We start from the raw sequence: 19,938 nt of genomic DNA, 5'->3' as shown, positions 1-19,938 counted from the left end.
TCACTCCGTTTCTGATCTTCGGTCTCCTCGTGGCCCGCTGTTTGCCCCAACCCCGCACCCATTAACAGCGGTTGTCGCCAGGATGTCCTTCGTGTGTCGTTGTCTGCTCGGCTCATAGCGCCCCATACCCACCCTAGTGGCCGGCCACACCGTAGGCGGCGAAGCCGTCGTCGGCTAGCCCTGCACGCAGCGAAATCCTCAGTAAGGTAATGACGCGTGAGAGCCCTCCGCCGGTTTACCGTCCGTGCTCATCTACCCGAGCGTCTCGCCGCGCTGGACCAGCTATCGACCAACCTGCGATGGTCGTGGGAAAAGCCGACGCAGGACCTGTTCGCCAGCATTGACCCGGAGCTGTGGGCAAGTTGCGGGCACGACCCGGTAGCGGTGCTGGGCGCTGTCAGGCCCGCGCGGCTCGACGAGCTGGCTCTCGACGAAGAGTTCGTGAACCGGCTCGACGAGCTGGCGGCCGACTTGAACGACTATCTGACCCGACCGTTGTGGTATCAGCAGCACGAACAGGAGGGCGGCGAGGCCGGGACGTCCGGCTCTGCCATGCCGACCGGTATCGCGTACTTCTCCATGGAGTTCGGTGTCGCCGAGGTGCTACCCAATTACTCCGGCGGCCTCGGGATTCTGGCCGGTGACCATCTGAAGGCCGCGTCCGATCTTGGGTTACCGCTGATTGCCGTGGGTCTTTACTACCGCTCCGGGTACTTTCGGCAGTCGCTGACCGCGGACGGATGGCAGCAGGAAACCTATCCGTCGCTGGACCCGCAGGGGCTACCGTTGCGCCTACTGACCGACGCCAGTGGTGACCCGGCGCTGGTCGAATTGACGCTCCCGGACTCGGCGACGCTGCGGGCGCGGATTTGGGTCGCCCAAGTGGGCCGCGTTCCGTTGCTGTTGCTGGATTCCGACATCCCGGAAAACGAGCACGACCTGCGTGGTGTCACCGACCGGCTGTACGGCGGAGATCAGGAACACCGAATCAAGCAGGAGATCCTGGCCGGCATCGGCGGCGTACGGGCGATTCGTGCTTACACCGCAATCCAAGGACTGCCCGGGCCCGAGGTATTCCACATGAACGAGGGGCACGCGGGCTTCCTCGGAGCCGAACGGATCCGCGAGTTGATCACCGATGCGGGATTGGATTTCGATACCGCCTTGACTGTGGTGCGGTCGAGCACCGTGTTCACCACGCACACCCCGGTGCCCGCCGGAATCGATCGGTTTCCGGTGGAGATGGTGCGGCGCTACTTCGCCGATGACGGAACAACGCTGCTGCCTGGCGTGCCGACGGAGCGAATCCTCGCATTGGGCGCCGAAGACGATCCCACGAAATTCAACATGGCCCACATGGGTCTGCGGTTGGCGCAACGGGCCAACGGTGTCTCGCTATTGCACGGCAGGGTAAGTCGGGCGATGTTCAGCGAGCTGTGGCCAGGATTCGACCACGACGAAGTTCCGATCGGGTCGATCACCAACGGTGTGCACGCGCGTACCTGGGCCGCGCCGCAATGGCTGCAACTGGGTCGTGAGCTGGTGGGGTCGGACTCGTTCAGTATGCCGGCGGTGTGGCTGAGGTTGCAGCAGGTCGATCCCGGTCATCTGTGGTGGATCCGGTCGCAGCTGCGCACATTGTTGGTCGATGACGTTCGCCAGCGGCTGCGCCAATCGTGGCTGGAGCGCGGCGCGTCAGATGCCGAATTAGGTTGGATTGCTACGGCATTCGATCCTGAGGTGCTGACCGTCGGGTTTGCCCGCCGGGTCCCGACGTACAAGCGGCTGACGCTGATGCTGCGTGATCCCGATCGACTCGAGAAGCTGTTGCTCGACCCGGAACGGCCGGTACAGCTGGTCGTTGCCGGAAAATCGCATCCAGCCGACGACGGGGGCAAGGCGCTCATCCAGCAGATCGTGCGCTTCGCCGATCGACCAGAGGTGCGGCACCGCATCGCCTTCCTGCCCAACTACGACATGTCCATGGCTCGGTTGCTGTACTGGGGATGCGACGTTTGGCTGAACAATCCGCTGCGTCCGTTGGAGGCATGCGGCACTTCGGGAATGAAAAGCGCGCTCAACGGTGGGTTGAACCTGTCCATCCGGGACGGTTGGTGGGACGAATGGTACGACGGCGAAAATGGTTGGGAGATACCGTCTGCCGACGGCGTAGCAGATCCGGAAAGGCGCGACGACTTGGAGTCCAGCGCGCTTTACGACCTGCTGGAGCAAGCGGTGGCGCCAAAGTTCTACGAGCGTGACGACCGAGGTGTGCCGCCACGCTGGATCGAGATGGTGCGCCACACCTTGCAGACGTTGGGGCCCAAGGTGTTGGCCTCCCGGATGGTGCGTGATTACGTCGAGCATTATTACGTGCCGGCGGCTCAATCACGGCGCAAGACTATTGCCGGCGCCGATGGCCCTACCGACTTCACCGCAGCCCGCGAGCTGGCCGCCTACTGTCGGCGCGCCGAGCAAGCGTGGCCGAAGATCAGGATCACCGATGTCGATAGCACCGGTCTGCCCGACAGCCCGCTGCTCGGGTCGAAGCTGACCCTGACCGCGATCGTGCAGCTAGCGGGGTTGGCCTGCGATGAGGTGACGGTGCAGGCCGTGCTGGGCAGAGTCGACTCCGGCGATGTGCTGCTGGACCCGGTCACCGTCGAAATGTCGTATACCGGCGGCGCCGACGGGGGCGCCCACGTCTTCTCGACGACAACCCCACTGCCGATGGCAGGCGCGGTCGGGTACACGGTGCGTGTGTTGCCTCGTCATCCAATGCTGGCCGCTGGCAACGAACTTGGGTTGGTAACTCTGGCCACGGGCTAGGTCAGTCCAGCGTCGATAGCCGGCGCAGCGCCTGACGGACCTGGATGGCATCGGTGGTCTGCCAAAACGGCGGCAACGAAGCGCGCAGGTAGCCGCCGTACCGCGCGGTCACCATGCGTGAGTCCAGAATCGCCACCACGCCCCGGTCGGTAACACGGCGTAGTAGCCGACCCGACCCCTGTGCGAGCAGCAGCGCCGCGTGGTTGGCGGCGACCGCCATGAAGCCGTTGCCTCCGCGAGCGGCCACCGCACGTTGGCGCGCACTGAGCAGCGGGTCGTCCGGGCGGGGAAACGGAATGCGGTCGATCAGCACCAAAGACAGCGACGGTCCGGGTACATCGACGCCCTGCCATAGCGACAGCGTGCCGAACAGGGAGGTGGCGGCGTCGGCGGAGAACTGCTCGACCAGCGCAGACGTGCTGTCTTCGCCTTGGCACAACACCGGGGTGGCAATGCGTTCGCGCATGGCATCCGCCGCGGCCCGGGCCGCCCGCATGGAGGAGAACAGGCCGAGCGTGCGTCCGTTGGCCGCGGTGATCAGCTCGGCAATTTCGGTTAGTTGCTCCGCCGAGCCGGTTCCGTCCCGACCCGGCGGCGGGAGATGGGCTGCCACATAGAGGATCCCCGATTTCGCGTGCTCGAACGGCGATCCCACGTCGAGCCCACGCCAGCGGGGTGGTTGCGCGTCTTCGCCAGTCGCGGAGCCGGATTCGACTCCAGTCAGCCCCCAGGACGTCGCCATCGGGTCGAAGGTCCCGCCGACGGTCAGGGTCGCCGACGTCAGCACCGTCGTCGAGCGGGTGAACACGTGCGTGGATAGCAGCTCCGCCACCGATAACGGCGCCACCCGTAACGAGGTGCGTGGTGCACCGCGGCTTTCCTCGTGCGCCAACCACACCACATCGGTGCGATCGGGGATGGCCGGTGCGAACGACGTCAGGATTCGCGATGTGGTCTCGGAAATCTCGTCCAACGCCGCCGCCGCTTCGGCGCGGGCCGCGGCCGCCGCGGCATCGCTGGTGCTGTCTATCGCCGCGCGGGCCGCGCTGGCCGCATCGCGCAGCGCTATCAGGTGTGTCGCCAGTTCGTCGTCGAGATGATCGATACGGCCAGGGCTGGCGTCATGGATTGCCGACAGGAAGGTTGTTGATGCGGCCTCCAGTCGCTGGTTCAATTCCGGGCCGACCAACCGTGCGATCCTGCGGGCGGCGACGCTAAGGGTGGTCGCCGTCAATTCTGCGGTCGCTACCGAGGTCACCCGGTCGGCCAGCTCGTGCGCCTCGTCGACGACCAGTAGTGAATGCTCCGGCAGCACAGCCGATTCGGACACCGCATCGATGGCAAGCAGCGCGTGATTGGTGACTACCACGTCGGCCCGGCTGGCGGCGCCGCGCGCCCGTTCCGAGAAGCATTCGGCGGAATACGGGCAACGGGCAACGCCGATGCATTCCCGCGCCGAAACGCTGACTTGGGACCAGGATCGGTCCGGCACGCCGGGCTTGAGGTCGTCGCGGTCGCCGGAGTCGGTCTCGGTGGCCCAGTCGGTGAGTCGTTGCACGTCGCGGCCCAGCGCGGTAACGGCTACCGGGTTGAATAGTTCCTCTTGCGGCTGTTGGTCATTGGTGTCCGACTCGCCTGTCCCGGTACCGCTATGGATCTTGTTCAGGCACAGATAGTTTCGTCGACCTTTGAGCAGTGCGAACTGCGGTCGGCGGGGCAGCGCGTCAGCGAGCGCGTCGGCGAGCCGGGGCAGGTCACGATCCACCAACTGACGCTGCAGTGCGATCGTCGCAGTAGACACCACAACGGGGGTGTTGTCGTCGACCGCCCGGACGATGGCAGGAATCAGGTAGGCCAGCGATTTGCCGGTGCCGGTGCCGGCCTGCACCACCAGGTGCTCGCCTGTTCGAAATGCCTGCGCTACCGCATCGGCCATCTCCTGCTGTCCGCGCCGTGGGCTGCCCCCCAGCGCGGCCACCGCGGTGGCCAGTAGCGCGGGGACGGACGTCGACTCAGACACGCGGTGATGCCCAGCCTGCTCTTAGGACGCGACCGTTTGCGTCGGGATCGCCGGTTCACCGGGCGACAATTTCAACCCTTCCCACGGAAGGCCGCACAACCCCGCGGTCACAAGTTTTCGGGCCGCCGGCAGCGCGGCTGCACCGGTGTCGACGAGCACTTGCCCACCGCGAACCAGCGGTGTGGTTAGCACCCGATATGGCTCGGTGATGGCGGGTGGGCGGTCGGCCGGATGCACGATCTCCTCGGTGATCGTGCCGCTCGGGCGGGACACCCGTAGCGCCTCCTTGCGGCCGCCGCGGGATTCCTTGTGGCTGCTGCGCTTTTGCACCGGGATGCCGTCGACTTCGACCAGCTTGTAGACCATGCTGGCGGTGGGTGCGCCGGAGCCGGTGACCAGCGAGGTACCGACGCCGTAGCTGTCGACCGGCTCCGCGCGTAGGGCGGCGATGGAGAATTCGTCAAGATCGCCGGAGACCATGATGTGGGTGTTTGTGGCGCCGAGTTGGTCGAGCTGCTGCCGCGCTTGGCGGGCCAGCACCCCCAGCTCACCTGAGTCGATGCGGATCGCGCCGAGCGCGGTGCCGGCTGCCGCCACTGCGTTGGCCACCCCGCTGGTCACGTCATAGGTGTCCACCAACAGTGTGGTTCCGGCGCCAAGAGCTTCGACCTGGGCGCGGAACGCGCTGAGTTCAGCCATTTCTAAGGGTTGGCCCCGCTGGGTGTGCAGCATGGTGAACGCGTGCGCGGCGGTGCCTTCGGCGGGAATCCGGTATCGCCGCTGGGCCTCGAGGTTGGAGGAACCGGCGAAGCCCGCGATATAGGCGGCCCGGGCAGCTGCGACCGCGGCATGTTCATGGGTGCGCCGGGAGCCCATCTCGATCAAGGGGCGTTCCCCGGCGGCGCTGACCATCCGGGCGGCGGCGGAGGCGATGGCCGAGTCGTGATTGAAGATCGACAACACCAGGGTCTCCAGCAGCACGCACTCGGCGAAACTGCCGTGCACGGAAAGTACCGGGGAGCCCGGGAAGTACAGCTCGCCTTCGGCGTAGCCATCGATATCGGCGCCGAACCGAAAATCCCGCAGGTAATCCACCGTGTCGGGATCGAGGAACTCAGCCAGCAATTGACAGGCTTGGTCATCGAACCTGAACTGTGGCAACAGCTCAAGTAGTCGCCCGGTTCCGGCGACCACCCCGTATCGGCGGCCCAGTGGCAGCCGGCGGGCGAACACGTCCCAACTCGTCCGGCGATCGGCGGTACCGTCCCGTAGGGCGGCCGCCAGCATGGTCAACTCGTACTTGTCGGTCAGTAGGCCAGCCAAGACCGGGTCCTTCACACCGCAACCGTAGCGGTTCGCGTCAGGTACTCGGAATCCACGGCATTGGCTCGCTATCCTAGGGCTATGGTTGTTGCCTCAGCGCCCGCCAAGCCCGGCTCGACCGGGCAACGCGAGTCCGCGTCGGTCGATGTGGCGGCCAGTCCGTGGGTGACCATCGTGTGGGACGACCCGGTCAATTTGATGACGTACGTGACGTATGTGTTTCAGAAGTTGTTCGGCTACAGCGAGCCGCATGCCACCAAGCTGATGCTGCAAGTGCACAACGAGGGCAGGGCGGTGGTGTCGGCCGGTAGCCGGGAGGCCATGGAAGTCGACGTGTCCAAACTGCATGCCGCCGGTTTGTGGGCGACGATGCAGCGGGACCGGTGAGATTCGAGGGTATCCCGATCCACTGTGCGCAAATGGAAGCGCGTTGACACCCGCAACGGTCCCCGTTTTCGGTCGTCCTTGGCCCCACACGAGGCGGCCTTGCTCAAAAACTTGGTCGGCGCGATGATCGGACTCCTCGACGACCGCCAATCCTCCTCGCCGTCAGACGAACTCGAGGAGATCACCGGCATAAAGACCGGGCACGCAGAGCGTCCGGGCGACCCGACGCTGCGTCGGCTGTTGCCGGATTTCTACCGGCAGGACGAGGGTGACCCGATGACCCTCGACGCCTCCGAGACGCTCAACTCGGCGTTGCGCAGCTTGCATGAGCCGGAAATTATCGATGCCAAACGTGCTGCTGCACAGCAGCTCTTGGATACCGTTCCGGACAAGGGCGGCCGGCTTGAATTGACCGAGGAGAGCGCCAACGCGTGGGTCACCGCGGTCAACGACCTGCGGTTGACCCTCGGCGTGCTGCTTGACGTCGGTCCGCAAGGCCCCGAGCGTCTGCCGGCCGATCATCCGTTGGGCCCGCATTACGACGTCTACCAGTGGTTGACAGTCCTGCAGGAGTACCTGGTCCTGGTGTTGATGGGGAAGCCCGGCGGATGAGCTCCATCACCGACGTGGGGGGCATCCGCGTCGGCCACTACCAGCGGCTCGACGCCGACGCGTCGGTCGGCGCCGGCTGGGCTTGCGGAGTCACGGTTGTGCTGACGCCGCCAGGGACCGCCGGCGCGGTCGATTGTCGCGGTGGTGCGCCCGGCACCCGGGAGACCGACCTGTTAGCCCCGGTCAACAGCGTGCGGTTCGTGGACGCGGTGCTGCTGGCCGGCGGCAGCGCCTATGGTCTGGCCGCCGCCGACGGCGTCATGCGCTGGCTGGAAGAACACGATCGCGGGGTCGCGATGAGCGGTGGGGTGGTGCCCATCGTGCCGGGTGCAGTCATTTTTGATCTGCCCGTCGGCGGCTGGGATTGTCGCCCGACCGCCGACTTCGGCTATTCGGCCTGTGCGGCCGCCGGCGGGGGTGTGGGCGTCCATGAGCCACTGGCGGTGGGCACGATCGGCGCCGGGGTGGGCGCGCGTGCCGGTGTCCTCAAAGGCGGCGTCGGGACAGCGTCCATCACGTTGCCATCCGGGGTGACGGTCGGCGCGGTGGTGGTGGTGAACTCCGCCGGCGAGGTCGTCGACCCGAGCACCGGCCTGCCCTGGATGGCAGACCTCATCGGCGAGTTCAGGCTGACTGCCCCGCCAGCCGAGCAGATCGCCGCGCTGGCGCAGCTGCCGTCACCATTGAGTGCGCTCGGCAGCCCGCTGAACACAACGATCGGAGTGGTCGCCACGGACGCCGCGCTCAGTCCAGCGGCGTGCCAGCGCGTTGCGATTGCCGCTCATGACGGGTTGGCCCGCACGATCCGGCCGGCACACACGCCGCTGGACGGCGACACAATCTTCGCCCTGGCTACCGGGGCGCTCGACATGCCCCCAGAACCCGGTGTGCCCGCCGCACTGTCCCCGGAAACCGGGCTGGTCACCGCTGTGGGAGTGGCCGCGGCCGATTGCGTGGCTCGTGCGGTGGTGGGCGGTGTGATCGCCGCCAAGTCTTTGACCGGAATACTGAGCTATCGCGACATGTTGCCCGGGGCGTTTGGGGAATCTCGGAGTTCTTCGAAATCCCGGAGAGGCGAGCGGTGAGGTGTTGGTGATTCGTGCCGATTTGGTCGATGCGATGGTCAGCCATGCGCGCCGCGATCATCCCGACGAGGCCTGCGGTGTGCTGGCCGGGCCGGAGGGGTCCGACCGTCCTGAGCGGCATATCCCGATGACCAATGCCGAACGTTCACCGACGTTCTACCGCTTCGATTCGATCGAGCAACTCAAGGTGTGGCGCGCCATGGACAGCGCCGACGAGGTACCGGTGGTCATCTATCACTCACACACGGCCACCGAGGCCTATCCGAGCCGCACCGACGTCAACCTGGCCAGTGAGCCGCAGGCGCATTATGTGCTGGTGTCCACGCGTGATCCCGACCGTGACGAGCTGCGCAGCTATCGCATCGTTGGGGGCGCGGTGACCGAAGAGCCCGTCAATGTCGTCGAGCAGTATTGAACGACCCCGAGAAAGGCCAGCATGAGCGTCACCGTATCCATTCCGACCATCCTGCGACCCCATACCGGTGGGCAGAAACGAGTCTCGGCGACCGGAGACACGCTGGGCGCGGTCATCAACGATCTGGAGGCCAACTACTCGGGCATCTCCGGGCGCCTGATCGATGACGGCAAGTTGCACCGGTTCGTCAACGTCTATGTCAACGACGAGGACGTTCGATTCTCCGGAGGCCTGGACACCGCGATCGCCGACGGCGACTCGGTGACCATCCTGCCCGCCGTAGCGGGCGGATAAGCGGAGCGCATGACCCGATATGAGTCGCTGTTGGCGGCCCTGGGGAACACCCCACTGGTAGGCATGCAGCGCCTGTCGCCGCGCTGGGCCGACGAGGCCGGGGCACCGCACGTGCGGTTGTGGGCCAAACTGGAAGATCGCAATCCGACCGGGTCGATCAAGGATCGGCCGGCGCTGCGCATGATCGAACAGGCCGAAGTGGACGGGCGGCTGGCGCCGGGCGCCACCATCCTCGAGCCGACCAGTGGAAACACCGGTATATCGCTGGCGATGGCGGCCCGGTTGAAGGGCTACCGGCTGATTTGTGTGATGCCGGAGAACACCTCGGTGGAACGGCGTCAGCTGCTGGAACTCTACGGTGCGCGAATAATCTTCTCGGCTGCCGAAGGCGGATCCAATACCGCGGTGGCCACCGCAAAGGAACTTGCCGCGGCAAACCCGTCATGGGTGATGCTGTACCAGTACGGCAATTGTGCCAACAGCGATGCGCACTACTGCGGTACCGGACCCGAGCTGGTCGCGGACCTGCCCGAAATCACCCATTTCATCGCCGGCCTCGGTACCGCCGGCACGCTGATGGGTACCGGCCGGTTTCTGCGCGAGCGGGTTCGCGACGTCAAGATCGTGGCGGCCGAGCCCCGCTACGGCGAAGGGGTGTATGCCCTGCGCAATATCGACGAAGGGTTCGTGCCCGAACTGTATGACTCGTCGGTGCTGACCACCCGCTACTCGGTCAGCGCCCAAGACGCGGTGCGCCGCACCCGTGAGTTGGTGGACACCGAAGGCATCTTCGCCGGGATCTCGACCGGCGCGGTGCTGCATGCCGCACTCGGCATGGGAGCCAAAGCACTGGCCGCCGGTGAGCGTGCAGACATCGCTTTCGTGGTCGCCGACGCCGGCTGGAAGTACCTGTCGACCGGCGCCTACGCCGGTAGCCTTGAAGAAGCCGAGAACGCGCTGGAAGGACAGCTGTGGGCATGACGGGCGCCCACCACGATCAAGGAGGCGATGCGGTGGGGGCATCACCCGCATGCGGGGAAGGGCGTCGCTAATGAGTCGGAAGTCGCGCACACCCGCCAAACAGGCGGACAAGCGGCCGGACTGGATGATCGGCGGGGCCACGATCCTCACCTTTGTCGCGCTGCTCTACGTCATCGAACTGATCGACCAACTGACTCGCCATTCACTGGACATCAACGGCATCAGGCCGCTGGAAACCGACGGCCTGTGGGGGATCATTTTCGCGCCGCTGCTGCACGCCAACTGGCCCCACCTGATGGCCAATACGGTTCCACTGCTCGTGCTGGGTTTTCTGATGACCCTGGCCGGCCTGTCTCGGTTCCTGTGGGCCACCGTGATCGTGTGGATCCTAGGCGGCTTTGGCACCTGGTTGATCGGCAACGTGGGCAGCAGCTGCGGTCCCACCGACCACATCGGGGCCTCCGGCCTGATCTTCGGCTGGCTGGCCTTCCTGCTGGTTTTCGGGCTTTTTGTCCGCAAAGTGTGGGACATCGTGATCGGGTTGGCGGTTTTGTTGCTGTACGGCGGAGTGCTGCTCGGTGCGCTGCCGCGCATTGGCATGTGCGGTGGTGTCTCCTGGCAGGGCCATCTGTGTGGGGCGCTGGCCGGGATTGTGGCCGCGTACGTGCTGTCCGCACCGGAACGTAAGGCCCGTGCGTCGAAAAAGACCGGCACCCGATCGACGCCTCCGAAATGATGACTGCGGCGTTGGCGCCCGTCGGAGTCTTTGACTCCGGCGTCGGCGGGTTGACCGTCGCGAGGGCCATCATCGACCAACTTCCCGATGAGCACATCGTCTACGTCGGAGACACCGGAAACGGCCCCTACGGCCCACTGACCATCCCCGAGATTCGCGCGCATGCTCTAGCGATCGGTGACGACCTGGTCGAGCGCGGGGTGAAGGCGTTAGTGATCGCCTGCAACTCGGCATCGGCGGCATGCCTGCGAGATGCCCGCGAACGCTACGACGTGCCCGTCGTCGAAGTGATACTGCCGGCCGTGCGGCGCGCGGTCGCGGCCACCCACAATGGCCGGATCGGCGTGATCGGCACAAAGGCCACCATCACCTCACACGCCTACCAGGACGCGTTCGCCGCCGCGCGGGACACCGAGATCACCGCCGTGGCCTGCCCCCGGTTCGTGGATTTCGTCGAGCGTGGCGTTACCAGCGGTCGGCAGGTGCTGGGACTGGCTGAGGGCTACCTGGAGCCCCTGCAGCGCGCCGGGGTCGACACATTGGTGCTTGGCTGCACGCACTATCCGCTGCTGTCCGGACTGATTCAGCTGGCGATGGGTGACAACGTCACCCTGGTTTCCAGCGCCGAAGAGACCGCCAAGGAAGTTCTGCGAGTGCTGACTGAATTCGATCTGTTGCGTCCGCATGACGGGCCGCCGGCCACCCGGGTGTTTGAAGCCACCGGTGACCCGGAGGCATTCATTGCATTGGCGGCGCGTTTCCTGGGGCCCGCGGTTACCGGTGTGGAACCCGTTCGTCACACGGTTGTCAAATAACCGTGCGCAAGATTCTGCTGACCCAATGCGGCGATGTATTCTTCATCGCCCTATCGGGCATGGCACAGTAGTGTCCGTGCGAATAACCGTGCTCGGATGCTCCGGCAGCGTCGTGGGTCCGGATTCGGCCGCGTCCGGTTATCTGCTCCGGGCCCCGGATACCCCGCCGATCGTCATCGACTTCGGCGGGGGCGTGCTCGGCGCCCTGCAACGGCACATGGATCCCGCCGAGGCGCACGTGTTGCTGTCACATCTGCACGCCGATCACTGCTTGGATATGCCGGGCTTGTTCGTCTGGCGGCGGTATCACCCCTCACGCCCCAAAGGGAAAGCGTTGTTGTACGGCCCGAGCGACACCTGGTCGCGGTTGGGCGCGGCGTCGTCACCCTTCGGCGGGGAGATCGACGATTGCTCGGACATCTTCGACGTCCACCATTGGGTCGATGGTGAACCGGTGACTTTGGGCACCGTCACGGTGGTGCCCAGGGTGGTGGCGCATCCGACGGAGTCCTACGGTATGCGCTTTACCGATGCCACCGGCGCGTCCTTGGTGTACAGCGGTGATACCGGCATGTGTGACCAGCTTGTCGAGCTGGCTCGCGGCGCCGACGTTTTCTTGTGCGAGGCCTCCTGGACACACTCTCCGGACCGTCCGCCGGACCTGCATCTGTCCGGCACGGAGGCCGGACGGGCCGCCGCGCGTGCCGGTGTGCGCGAGCTTCTGTTGACCCACATTCCGCCGTGGACCTCGCGCGAAGATGTGATCAGTGAGGCCAAGGCCGAGTTTGACGGACCGGTGCACGCGGTGGTGTGCGACGAGACCTTCGAAGTCAGGCGGCCCGCGGCGGCCAGCTAGCCAAGTTTGGTGCTGACGTGGCGCATACCGCGTTGCTTCGCGCATATACGGTGTCTGCGAGACCTTAAGCAGCTGCGGCGATTTCGCGACCGAATGGACCGCGACTGCGCGCAGCCGTTGACCTGCTGGCGTTGGCCCCGCGATGTGCGTATGTCGGCCGGCGCAGCGCGCATCGTCGGCGGGCTGGGGTGGGATTGCCTGCCTCCTGCCCGCGCCTGGGAAGCGGGCGTCGTCGGCGGGCTAGGGTTGGCGTCGTGTCCAAACGAGAAGACGGCCGTCTCGACGACGAGCTGCGCGAGGTGGTCATCACCCGGGGCTTCACCGAAAACCCTGCGGGGTCGGTACTGATTGAATTCGGTCGCACCAAGGTGATGTGCACGGCCAGCGTCACCGAAGGGGTGCCCCGCTGGCGCAAGGGATCGGGTCTGGGCTGGCTCACCGCGGAGTACGCAATGCTGCCGTCGGCCACCCACACTCGCTCGGACCGGGAATCGGTGAAAGGGCGAGTCGGGGGACGCACCCAGGAGATCAGCCGGCTGGTCGGCCGTTCGCTGCGGGCGTGCATCGACTTGGCGGCCCTGGGGGAGAACACCATTGCCGTCGATTGCGATGTGTTGCAGGCCGACGGCGGCACCCGTACTGCGGCCATCACCGGCGCCTACGTGGCGTTGGCAGACGCGGTGACCTATCTGTCGGCGGCGGGCAAACTCTCGGATCCCCGGCCGTTGTCGTGTGCCATTGCCGCGGTCAGTGTCGGCGTGGTGGACGGCCGAATCCGGGTGGATTTGCCCTACGAGGAAGACTCCCGCGCCGAGGTCGACATGAACGTCGTCGCCACCGACACCGGGACCCTGGTGGAGATACAGGGCACCGGCGAGGGCGCGACGTTCCCGCGGTCAACGCTGGACAAGCTACTCGACATGGCGTTGGGTGCCTGCGACACCCTGTTTGCCGCACAGCGCGACGCGCTGGCGCTACCGTATCCCGGTGTGCTGCCGGAGGGGCCGCCGCCGCCGAAAGCATTCGGAAGCTGACCCGGCTGCTGATCGATCGCCGAGGCGGTGGCCACAACGCAAGCGATCGCCGGCCCGTTGACGCGTCGAACGCGTTCGCGATGGCTGGTCGGCGGTAGACCGAAACGAGTCGCCGGGCCCGCCTAGCTCGCGCCCGCCGTGATCATCTCGTCCACCTCGGCGGCCCGGTCGGCCATCTCGGCGTGCGCTTTGTCCAGCGCGTCGGCTTGATCCTCGTCGGCCTTCATCAGCTCCTCGATGTTGGAGCCGGCCATGTCCAGGACGCCCATGTCCCGGAAGGCCTTTTGCACCTTGTCGCCCCACAGCCCGATGTCCTTGACGATCGGCACGATGCGGCTGAATAGGTGCGAGCGGAACTGGATCATCAGCGGCGAGGTGTCGACCCACTCGGCGCACGCTTTGACGTCCATGCCGAGGGTCTCGAAAACTTCCTCGCCGCGGAACCGGTCGCGCATCAGGTAGCAGGCGTCGATGACGAACTCCTCCCGCTCGCCTCGCTCGGTTTCGGTCAACGCGGCGTAGTAGTCCTTCAGGGAGATGCGGCCGAACGCGACATGCCGGGCCTCGTCCTGCATGACGTAGGCCAACACCTGCTTGGCCAGCGAGTCCGGCGCCGCCATGTCACGCAGCACGCCGAAGGCGGCGAGCGCGAGCCCCTCGATGAGTACCTGCATGCCGAGGTAAGGCATGTCCCAGCGCGAGTCACGCAGGGTGTCGTCCAGCAGTGCCGTCAGGTGCTTGTTGATCGGGTAGACCACATCGACCTTCTCTTGCAGCAATCGTGAGAACGCCTCGACATGCCGGGCCTCGTCCATGGTCTGGGTGGCCGCGTAGAACTTGGCGTCCAGGTCCGGCACCACCTCGACGATCTTGGCCGCGCACACCATCGCGCCCTGTTCGCCGTGCAGGAACTGTGAGAGCTGCCAGGCCTGGAAATGCTGACGCATCTCGGCGCGACGTGCGTCGTCTGCGGCGTCCCACATCGGGCTGCCGAACAGCGGATGAAACTCGTCGGGCAGCGCGATCGGGTTCATCGGGTCGACGTCTTGCCCCCAGTCGATGCGTGACTGGGCGTCCCACTGCTTGTCCTTTCCCTTTTGGTACAGGGAAAGGAGCCGGGCGCGACCGTCGTCGTACTCCCACGTGAACCGCGCGTCGCCGGCGCTGGGGACCTCCCACGCGTACGGCTCGGGCACGGCCGTGTACTTGTCTTTCGTGCTCATGAGCTGCCGCCTTTCTGCGCCCCGGCGTGACCAGTGGTCATATGACGAGTATCACATTGTACCGCGTACGGGCCCGCCGGCCCTGACAGTCGTCGTACCGGTTGGATGCCGTCGGCTAGCGGATCTGGTCAACGCGGTTCGAGTCCGTGGGCGTTGTCGTGTTGGTCATTGGGTGGGCAGGGTCGACGGTGCGGTTGCCATCGTCGTCGACGCGTCCATCAGACTCGGGAAGTCGGGCGTGGGCTCCGGGGCCACAGCCGGTGCGGCTAAGTTTTGGGCAGTGATGACGCTTTGGATTCGACAACTGCCCGCGTGGCAGGCCGGCGCCCGCACCGGTTGCACGACGAGGTGGTTCCCGCAGCCGCTGATGACCTCCCTTTGGACGAGTAGGTGATCCGGCTGCTGGTCGCCAGCCGCAATCCCAAGAAGCTGGCCGAGCTACGACGGGTGCTCGACGGCGCCGGGCTGGCCGGGCTGACGCTGGTGTCGCTCAATGATGTGGCGCCCTTTGAAGAAGCACCCGAAACGGGCGCGACATTCGAGGACAACGCGCTGGCCAAAGCGCGGGACGCGGCCATGGCAACCGGTCTGCCCAGCGTCGCCGACGACTCCGGCCTCGAGGTGGCCGCGCTCAACGGAATGCCCGGGGTGTTGTCTGCAAGGTGGTCCGGTCGGCACGGCGACGACGCCGCCAACACCGCGCTATTGCTGGCCCAGCTGAGCGATGTGCCCGACGAGCGCCGCGGTGCGGCATTCGTCTCGGCGTGCGCGCTGGTGACACCATCTGACGCGGTGGTGGTGCGCGGCGAGTGGCCCGGCACAATCGCTCGGCGGGCGAGCGGGGACGGCGGATTCGGCTACGACCCGGTCTTCATCCCCGCGGGTGATGAGCGCACCGCCGCGCAAATGAGTCCCGCCGAGAAGGATGCGGTCTCGCATCGTGGCCGCGCGCTGATGCTGCTGCTGCCGGCGCTGCGAACCCTGGCGGCCGGTCGGCAGTGACACCAGTCACACCGCGGGGCCGTCACACGTCGAGGCGTGCCTTGATGTCTTTGGTCTGGAAGTGCTCGACGATGATGCCCAGCAGCGGGATCGTTCCGGCCAGCAGGACGCCGACGGTTTTGCCGATCGGCCAGCGCACTTTTACCGCCAGATTGGCGGTAAACAGCAGATAGGTGAAGTACACCCAACCGTGTACCACGCCGATCCAGGTTGGCGGGTTGTCCACCTTGACGACGTAGCGCACCACGATCTCGTAGCACAGTGCGATCAGCCAGATACCGGTTGTCCACGCCATGACGCGGTAGCCAAGCAGCGCGGTGCGAATCTTCTCGACGGGGAAGGACGCCGGAGTGTGCTGCGCTTCGGGGGTCTCCGGTGTGGTCATGCGGTGGTCCTGTTCTGTTTTTCGGCATCGTCGTGAGCGAGTTCGGTCAAATAGACGTTGTACTCCAGCAATGCGGGATCGTCGCTGGGCGGTTCGGCGGGCATGGGGCGCTCGGGCAGTAGTCCGGCGGGTATCTCGGTTATCGCGCCGGCGTTATGCGGCTCCGGCGGTGTTTCCTCATAGCGAACGAACTTGCGGTAGGCGTAGACGCAAAACCAGGCGAACAGCGGCCACTGCAGCGCATAACCCAGATTCTGGAAACTACCCGATGTCGATTGAAACCTGGTCCACTGCCACCAGCCGAGCGCCAGGCAGCCGCATGCGGCGATAATCACCAGGGCGATCAGCGCGGGCCTGCGACGATGTGTAGTGGACACCCCTCGACGGTACCGCGCGGTAGTCTATGGAGCGCCAGGCGCGAGTGGCGGAATTGGTAGACGCGCTGGATTTAGGTTCCAGTGTCTTCGGACGTGGGGGTTCGAGTCCCCCCTTGCGCACTTTTGTGTGACTGATATTGATCGGTGGCGGGCGGGCGGTTGGCGTAGACATGCGCTGCGTGTTCGGCATCCGCCTCCCCCGGGCTCTGGGGGTCGGTCAGACCGCCGGTCGCGCACGCGCCCGGGCCGCAGCCAATGCGCCGTCCTGAGCGCACCTCCGATCGACGACCAGCGGCCACCTTCGGGTCAGCGCGCACAACCCGGCAGCTGCCGTATGACTTACAGTTGACCAGTCGGGTCGGTTTGCTGGTTGGTGTCCTCCGGGAGGCGCAAGTGTCCACAACGGTGGGGGGACGGTCGACTCCCCGGTCCCCTGACGATGTGACCCCCGATTGGCTATCGACGGCGCTCAGGAGCCAGGGCACTCACGTCGAGGTTTCCGGCGTCGATGTCGCGCCCATCGGTACCGGACAGACCGGAGCCACCTACCGGGTAACCGCCAGATACGGGACGGATCCGGGTACCTTGCCGCATACGTTTGTGATCAAGCTGCCGGCCCAGGACGACACCGTACGCGACCGAGTCATCATCGGCTATCGCAGCGAATGTGCGTTCTACACCTCCGTTGTCGACCGGGTCCGGGTGCCCGCGCCTCGCTGCTTCTATTGCGAGATTACTGATGATGCAATGCAATTCGCGTTGCTGCTGGCCGACCAGGCGCCGGCGGTGCAGGGTGACCAGCTCGCCGGCTGCGACGCCCAGGAAGCCCGGTTGGCGGTGACGGCGTTGGCCGGTTTGCACGGACCCAGCTGGTGCGATGAGAGCTGGCTGAACCTCCCGGGGATCGCGTTCCCGCTTCCGGACGCGGAATCCGCCAAGGGCCTTGGCGATGTGGCCAAGATGAGCGCCGAGATCACCCTGGACAGGATCGGTACCAGGATCAACCCCGAAGACTGCGAAACATTCAATGCAGCAATGGGTTTGATCACCCCGTGGCTACTTGCCGAACCGCGACGGTTCGCGTTGCTACATGGCGACTTCCGGCTGGACAACCTGTTGTTCGACCCGGACGGCAGCTGGGTGAGTGTGGTTGACTGGCAGACCCTCGGAATAGGTCTGCCCGCCCGGGACTTGGCGTACTTCACGGCCACTAGCCTTGACTCACGCCTGCGTGCGTCGGTCGAGGAAAGCCTCGTCGACGAGTACTACCGAGCCCTCGTGGGCCACGGCGTTACCGGCTACGACCGTGAAACATGTTGGCGCGATTACCGGCTCGGGATGCCCCAGGCGGTGTTGATCTCAGCGCTGGGGTTTGCGTTCGCCACCGCCACTCAGCGCGGTGACGAGATGGTGCTGACCATGCTGCGGCGCGGTTGCCAGGCGATTCGCGATCTGAGAACGCTGGAGCTGATCGGCTGAATTGCCCCAAGCTTCGGCTATCGCTGCGCGGCCTTGACCAGGTTCGAGCCGATGATCAATTGCTGAATCTCGCTCGTGCCTTCATAGAGCCGGAGCAGGCGAACGTCACGATAGATGCGCTCGACCGGAACCCCGCGCATGTAGCCACTGCCGCCGTGGATTTGTACTGCGAGATCGGCTACCTTGCCCGCCATCTCGGTACAGAAGAGCTTCGCGGCCGACGGTGCGATCCGGCGATCCTGCTCGGTAACCCACAACCATGCGGCATCACGGACCAGTGCGCGGCCGGCTAGCACTCCGGCCTGTTGGTCGGCGAGCATCGCCTGGACCAGCTGAAAGTCGCCGATGGGCGTACCCCCCTGGGTCGCGGTGGCCGCGTATGCCACGGATTCGTCGAGCGCACGCTGCGCCGCGCCCACCGCGATCGCGGCGATGTGCACGCGGCCCCGCGCAAGTGAAGTCATTGCCGCGCGGTAGCCGATGTCCTCGGAGCCGCCGACCAGTGCACCGGCCTCGACGCGGACGTCGGTGAAGCTGACGTCGGCGGTCCAGGCGCCTTCTTGACCCATCTTGGCGTCCTTGGCGCCCACTTCGACGCCGTCGGCGTCGGCGGGTACTAGAAAGACCGCGATACCGGGACCCTGGTCGTCGGCGGGCCTGGTGCGCGCAAAGACGACGAACAGGTTGGCCGCCGGGGCGTTGGTGATAAAGCGCTTCTGGCCCGAGATCACCCAATCACCATTGTCACTAACGGCTTTGGTGCGCAGCCCGGCCGGATTGGATCCGGCGCCGGGTTCGGTCAGGGCGAAGGAGGCGACACAGTCACCTGCGGCCATCGGCTCCAGCCAGCGGCCCTTTTGCTCGTCGGTACCGTATCCGACGAGCACCTGCCCGGCGATGCCGTTGTTGGTGCCGAACATCGACCGCAACGCCAGCGAGGTGTAGCCCAGCTCCAGCCCCATCTCGACGTCCTGCACCAGATTGAGACCGAGCCCACCCCACTCCTGGGGAATGGCATAGCCGAACAAGCCCATCTTTTTGGCCTGATCACGCAGCTCGTCGGGTACCCGGTCATGGTCCAGAATCTCCTGTTCGCGCGGGATCACGACGGCGCGAACGAAGTGGCGCGTTTGGGCCAGGATCTGCTGGAAATCCTCGTCAGATACGTCGGGGGCGGTCATCGGTGGATGCTCCTTTGGCGGGTGTTCGGCGAAACCGCAGGTCGGGGGCCAGGGTTTATCGGATGGGCCAGCCTATGGCAGGATCATATATGAAATATGATATTTGAAACTGGAGCCCGGCTGCGGGCAAGAGACGTTGGGATGCGTGATAGCGGTGTCGTTACTGAGCGGTCAGACTGCGGTAGTCACCGGTGGAGCCCAGGGCTTGGGATTCGCCATCGCCGAGCGATTCGTCGCCGAGGGCGCGCGCGTGGTGCTCGGCGACGTGAATCTCGACGCGACCGAGATCGCGGCTAAGCGGCTCGGTGGTGAGGATGTTGCTTTGGCCGTGCGGTGCGATGTAACCAAGACGGACGAAGTCGATGCGCTCATCCAGACCGCCATCAAGCGTTTCGGCGGCCTGCACGTGATGGTTAACAACGCCGGAATCACTCGCGACGCGACGATGCGCAAGATGACCGAAGAGCAGTTCGATCAGGTCATCGACGTGCACCTGAAAGGGACGTGGAACGGCACCCGGCTGGCGGCCGCGGTCATGCGGGAGAACAAGCGCGGCGCGATCGTGAACATGTCGTCGGTATCGGGCAAGGTCGGAATGATTGGGCAAACCAACTACTCGGCGGCCAAAGCCGGAATTGTGGGGATGACCAAGGCGGCCGCCAAAGAGCTCGCACACCTGGGTGTGCGGGTAAACGCGATCGCACCCGGGTTGATCCGCTCGGCCATGACCGAGGCAATGCCGCAGCGCATTTGGGACCAAAAGGTCGCCGAGATCCCGATGGGACGAGCCGGGGAGCCCAGCGAGGTGGCAAGTGTCGCCTTGTTCCTGGCCTCCGACCTTTCCTCATACATGACCGGCACCGTTATGGACGTCACCGGCGGCCGGCACATCTAGGAGAGGAAC

At 65.6% G+C, this 19,938-nt stretch carries 20 protein-coding genes and 1 tRNA gene; 15 read left to right on the top strand and 6 right to left on the bottom strand.

Annotated elements, in window-relative coordinates; genetic code table 11:
- Window positions 1–216: 216 nt before the first annotated feature.
- Window positions 217–2,829 (top strand): glycosyltransferase family 1 protein, encoded by a 2,613-nt coding sequence (locus tag MB901379_RS17035; protein ID WP_158017699.1) that lies wholly within the window; start codon window positions 217–219, stop codon window positions 2,827–2,829.
- 1 nt (window position 2,830) lies between these two features.
- Here MB901379_RS17035 and MB901379_RS17030 read toward each other — a convergent pair whose 3' ends face one another.
- The gene (locus MB901379_RS17030; RefSeq protein ID WP_158017698.1) at window positions 2,831–4,849 is read right to left on the bottom strand and encodes an ATP-dependent DNA helicase; all 2,019 of its coding nucleotides are present in this window, start codon (window positions 4,847–4,849) and stop codon (window positions 2,831–2,833) included.
- 21 nt (window positions 4,850–4,870) lie between these two features.
- Window positions 4,871–6,187: a nicotinate phosphoribosyltransferase gene (locus tag MB901379_RS17025; RefSeq protein ID WP_158017697.1), complete on the bottom strand. Its 1,317-nt coding sequence runs from the start codon at window positions 6,185–6,187 to the stop codon at window positions 4,871–4,873.
- Window positions 6,188–6,253: 66 nt separating this feature from the next.
- On the opposite strand from MB901379_RS17025, the gene clpS reads away from it, so the two are divergent.
- From clpS to rph, 10 genes are all read left to right on the top strand, one after another.
- The gene (gene clpS / locus MB901379_RS17020) at window positions 6,254–6,559 is read left to right on the top strand and encodes an ATP-dependent Clp protease adapter ClpS (RefSeq protein WP_158017696.1); all 306 of its coding nucleotides are present in this window, start codon (window positions 6,254–6,256) and stop codon (window positions 6,557–6,559) included.
- Between the two features lie 24 nt (window positions 6,560–6,583).
- A complete protein-coding gene (gene aosR / locus MB901379_RS17015; protein ID WP_158017695.1) occupies window positions 6,584–7,171 on the top strand; it encodes an oxidative stress transcriptional regulator AosR in 588 nt (195 codons plus the stop codon).
- Window positions 7,168–8,256 carry a P1 family peptidase gene (locus MB901379_RS17010; RefSeq protein ID WP_158017694.1) on the top strand — a complete coding sequence of 363 codons (1,089 nt, stop codon included), beginning with the start codon at window positions 7,168–7,170 and terminating at the stop codon, window positions 8,254–8,256. The genes aosR and MB901379_RS17010 overlap by 4 nt, the downstream gene beginning before the upstream one ends.
- A gap of 1 nt (window position 8,257) precedes the next feature.
- Window positions 8,258–8,671, top strand: a complete 414-nt coding sequence (locus MB901379_RS17005) for a Mov34/MPN/PAD-1 family protein (protein WP_158017693.1) — start codon at window positions 8,258–8,260, stop codon at window positions 8,669–8,671.
- Window positions 8,672–8,692: 21 nt separating this feature from the next.
- Window positions 8,693–8,965 (top strand): MoaD/ThiS family protein, encoded by a 273-nt coding sequence (locus tag MB901379_RS17000; protein WP_158017692.1) that lies wholly within the window; start codon window positions 8,693–8,695, stop codon window positions 8,963–8,965.
- A 9-nt stretch (window positions 8,966–8,974) separates the two neighbouring features.
- Window positions 8,975–9,946: a PLP-dependent cysteine synthase family protein gene (locus MB901379_RS16995; RefSeq protein WP_158017691.1), complete on the top strand. Its 972-nt coding sequence runs from the start codon at window positions 8,975–8,977 to the stop codon at window positions 9,944–9,946.
- A 49-nt stretch (window positions 9,947–9,995) separates the two neighbouring features.
- Window positions 9,996–10,682 carry a rhomboid family intramembrane serine protease gene (locus tag MB901379_RS16990; protein ID WP_158017690.1) on the top strand — a complete coding sequence of 229 codons (687 nt, stop codon included), beginning with the start codon at window positions 9,996–9,998 and terminating at the stop codon, window positions 10,680–10,682.
- Complete coding sequence (gene murI / locus MB901379_RS16985) at window positions 10,682–11,497, top strand: glutamate racemase (protein WP_158019265.1); 816 nt, start codon at window positions 10,682–10,684, stop codon at window positions 11,495–11,497. The genes MB901379_RS16990 and murI overlap by 1 nt, the downstream gene beginning before the upstream one ends.
- Before the next feature lie 70 nt (window positions 11,498–11,567).
- Window positions 11,568–12,353 carry a cyclic nucleotide-degrading phosphodiesterase gene (locus MB901379_RS16980; protein ID WP_197717819.1) on the top strand — a complete coding sequence of 262 codons (786 nt, stop codon included), beginning with the start codon at window positions 11,568–11,570 and terminating at the stop codon, window positions 12,351–12,353.
- Between the two features lie 254 nt (window positions 12,354–12,607).
- Entirely contained in the window at window positions 12,608–13,387 is a 780-nt protein-coding gene (gene rph / locus MB901379_RS16975) for a ribonuclease PH (RefSeq protein ID WP_158017688.1), read from the top strand.
- A gap of 122 nt (window positions 13,388–13,509) precedes the next feature.
- On the opposite strand, the gene MB901379_RS16970 is transcribed toward rph, so the two are convergent.
- Window positions 13,510–14,610 carry a ferritin-like domain-containing protein gene (locus tag MB901379_RS16970; RefSeq protein ID WP_158017687.1) on the bottom strand — a complete coding sequence of 367 codons (1,101 nt, stop codon included), beginning with the start codon at window positions 14,608–14,610 and terminating at the stop codon, window positions 13,510–13,512.
- 390 nt (window positions 14,611–15,000) lie between these two features.
- Between MB901379_RS16970 and rdgB the strand changes: the two genes are divergently transcribed.
- Complete coding sequence (gene rdgB, locus MB901379_RS16965; protein ID WP_158017686.1) at window positions 15,001–15,612, top strand: RdgB/HAM1 family non-canonical purine NTP pyrophosphatase; 612 nt, start codon at window positions 15,001–15,003, stop codon at window positions 15,610–15,612.
- 22 nt (window positions 15,613–15,634) lie between these two features.
- Here rdgB and MB901379_RS16960 read toward each other — a convergent pair whose 3' ends face one another.
- Both MB901379_RS16960 and MB901379_RS16955 read right to left on the bottom strand, forming a co-directional pair.
- Complete coding sequence (locus tag MB901379_RS16960) at window positions 15,635–15,997, bottom strand: DUF3817 domain-containing protein (RefSeq protein ID WP_158017685.1); 363 nt, start codon at window positions 15,995–15,997, stop codon at window positions 15,635–15,637.
- The gene (locus tag MB901379_RS16955; RefSeq protein WP_158017684.1) at window positions 15,994–16,374 is read right to left on the bottom strand and encodes a hypothetical protein; all 381 of its coding nucleotides are present in this window, start codon (window positions 16,372–16,374) and stop codon (window positions 15,994–15,996) included. The genes MB901379_RS16960 and MB901379_RS16955 overlap by 4 nt, the downstream gene beginning before the upstream one ends.
- Window positions 16,375–16,412: 38 nt before the next feature.
- Here MB901379_RS16955 and MB901379_RS16950 point away from each other — a divergent pair.
- Together MB901379_RS16950 and MB901379_RS16945 are read left to right on the top strand one after the other, a co-directional pair.
- Window positions 16,413–16,494: transfer RNA gene (locus MB901379_RS16950), tRNA-Leu, on the top strand.
- 273 nt (window positions 16,495–16,767) lie between these two features.
- The gene (locus MB901379_RS16945) at window positions 16,768–17,853 is read left to right on the top strand and encodes a phosphotransferase family protein (RefSeq protein ID WP_232021889.1); all 1,086 of its coding nucleotides are present in this window, start codon (window positions 16,768–16,770) and stop codon (window positions 17,851–17,853) included.
- 17 nt (window positions 17,854–17,870) lie between these two features.
- Here MB901379_RS16945 and MB901379_RS16940 read toward each other — a convergent pair whose 3' ends face one another.
- Window positions 17,871–19,034, bottom strand: coding sequence for an acyl-CoA dehydrogenase family protein (locus tag MB901379_RS16940; protein ID WP_158017682.1), 1,164 nt, complete (start codon window positions 19,032–19,034; stop codon window positions 17,871–17,873).
- A gap of 145 nt (window positions 19,035–19,179) precedes the next feature.
- Between MB901379_RS16940 and fabG the strand changes: the two genes are divergently transcribed.
- Entirely contained in the window at window positions 19,180–19,929 is a 750-nt protein-coding gene (gene fabG / locus MB901379_RS16935) for a 3-oxoacyl-ACP reductase FabG (RefSeq protein ID WP_158019264.1), read from the top strand.
- Window positions 19,930–19,938 lie beyond the last annotated feature (9 nt).

Origin of the sequence: Mycobacterium basiliense (assembly GCF_900292015.1) — a bacterium.
GTDB classification, from domain to species: domain Bacteria; phylum Actinomycetota; class Actinomycetes; order Mycobacteriales; family Mycobacteriaceae; genus Mycobacterium; species Mycobacterium basiliense.
This window is presented reverse-complemented; position numbering and strand designations above follow the sequence as displayed.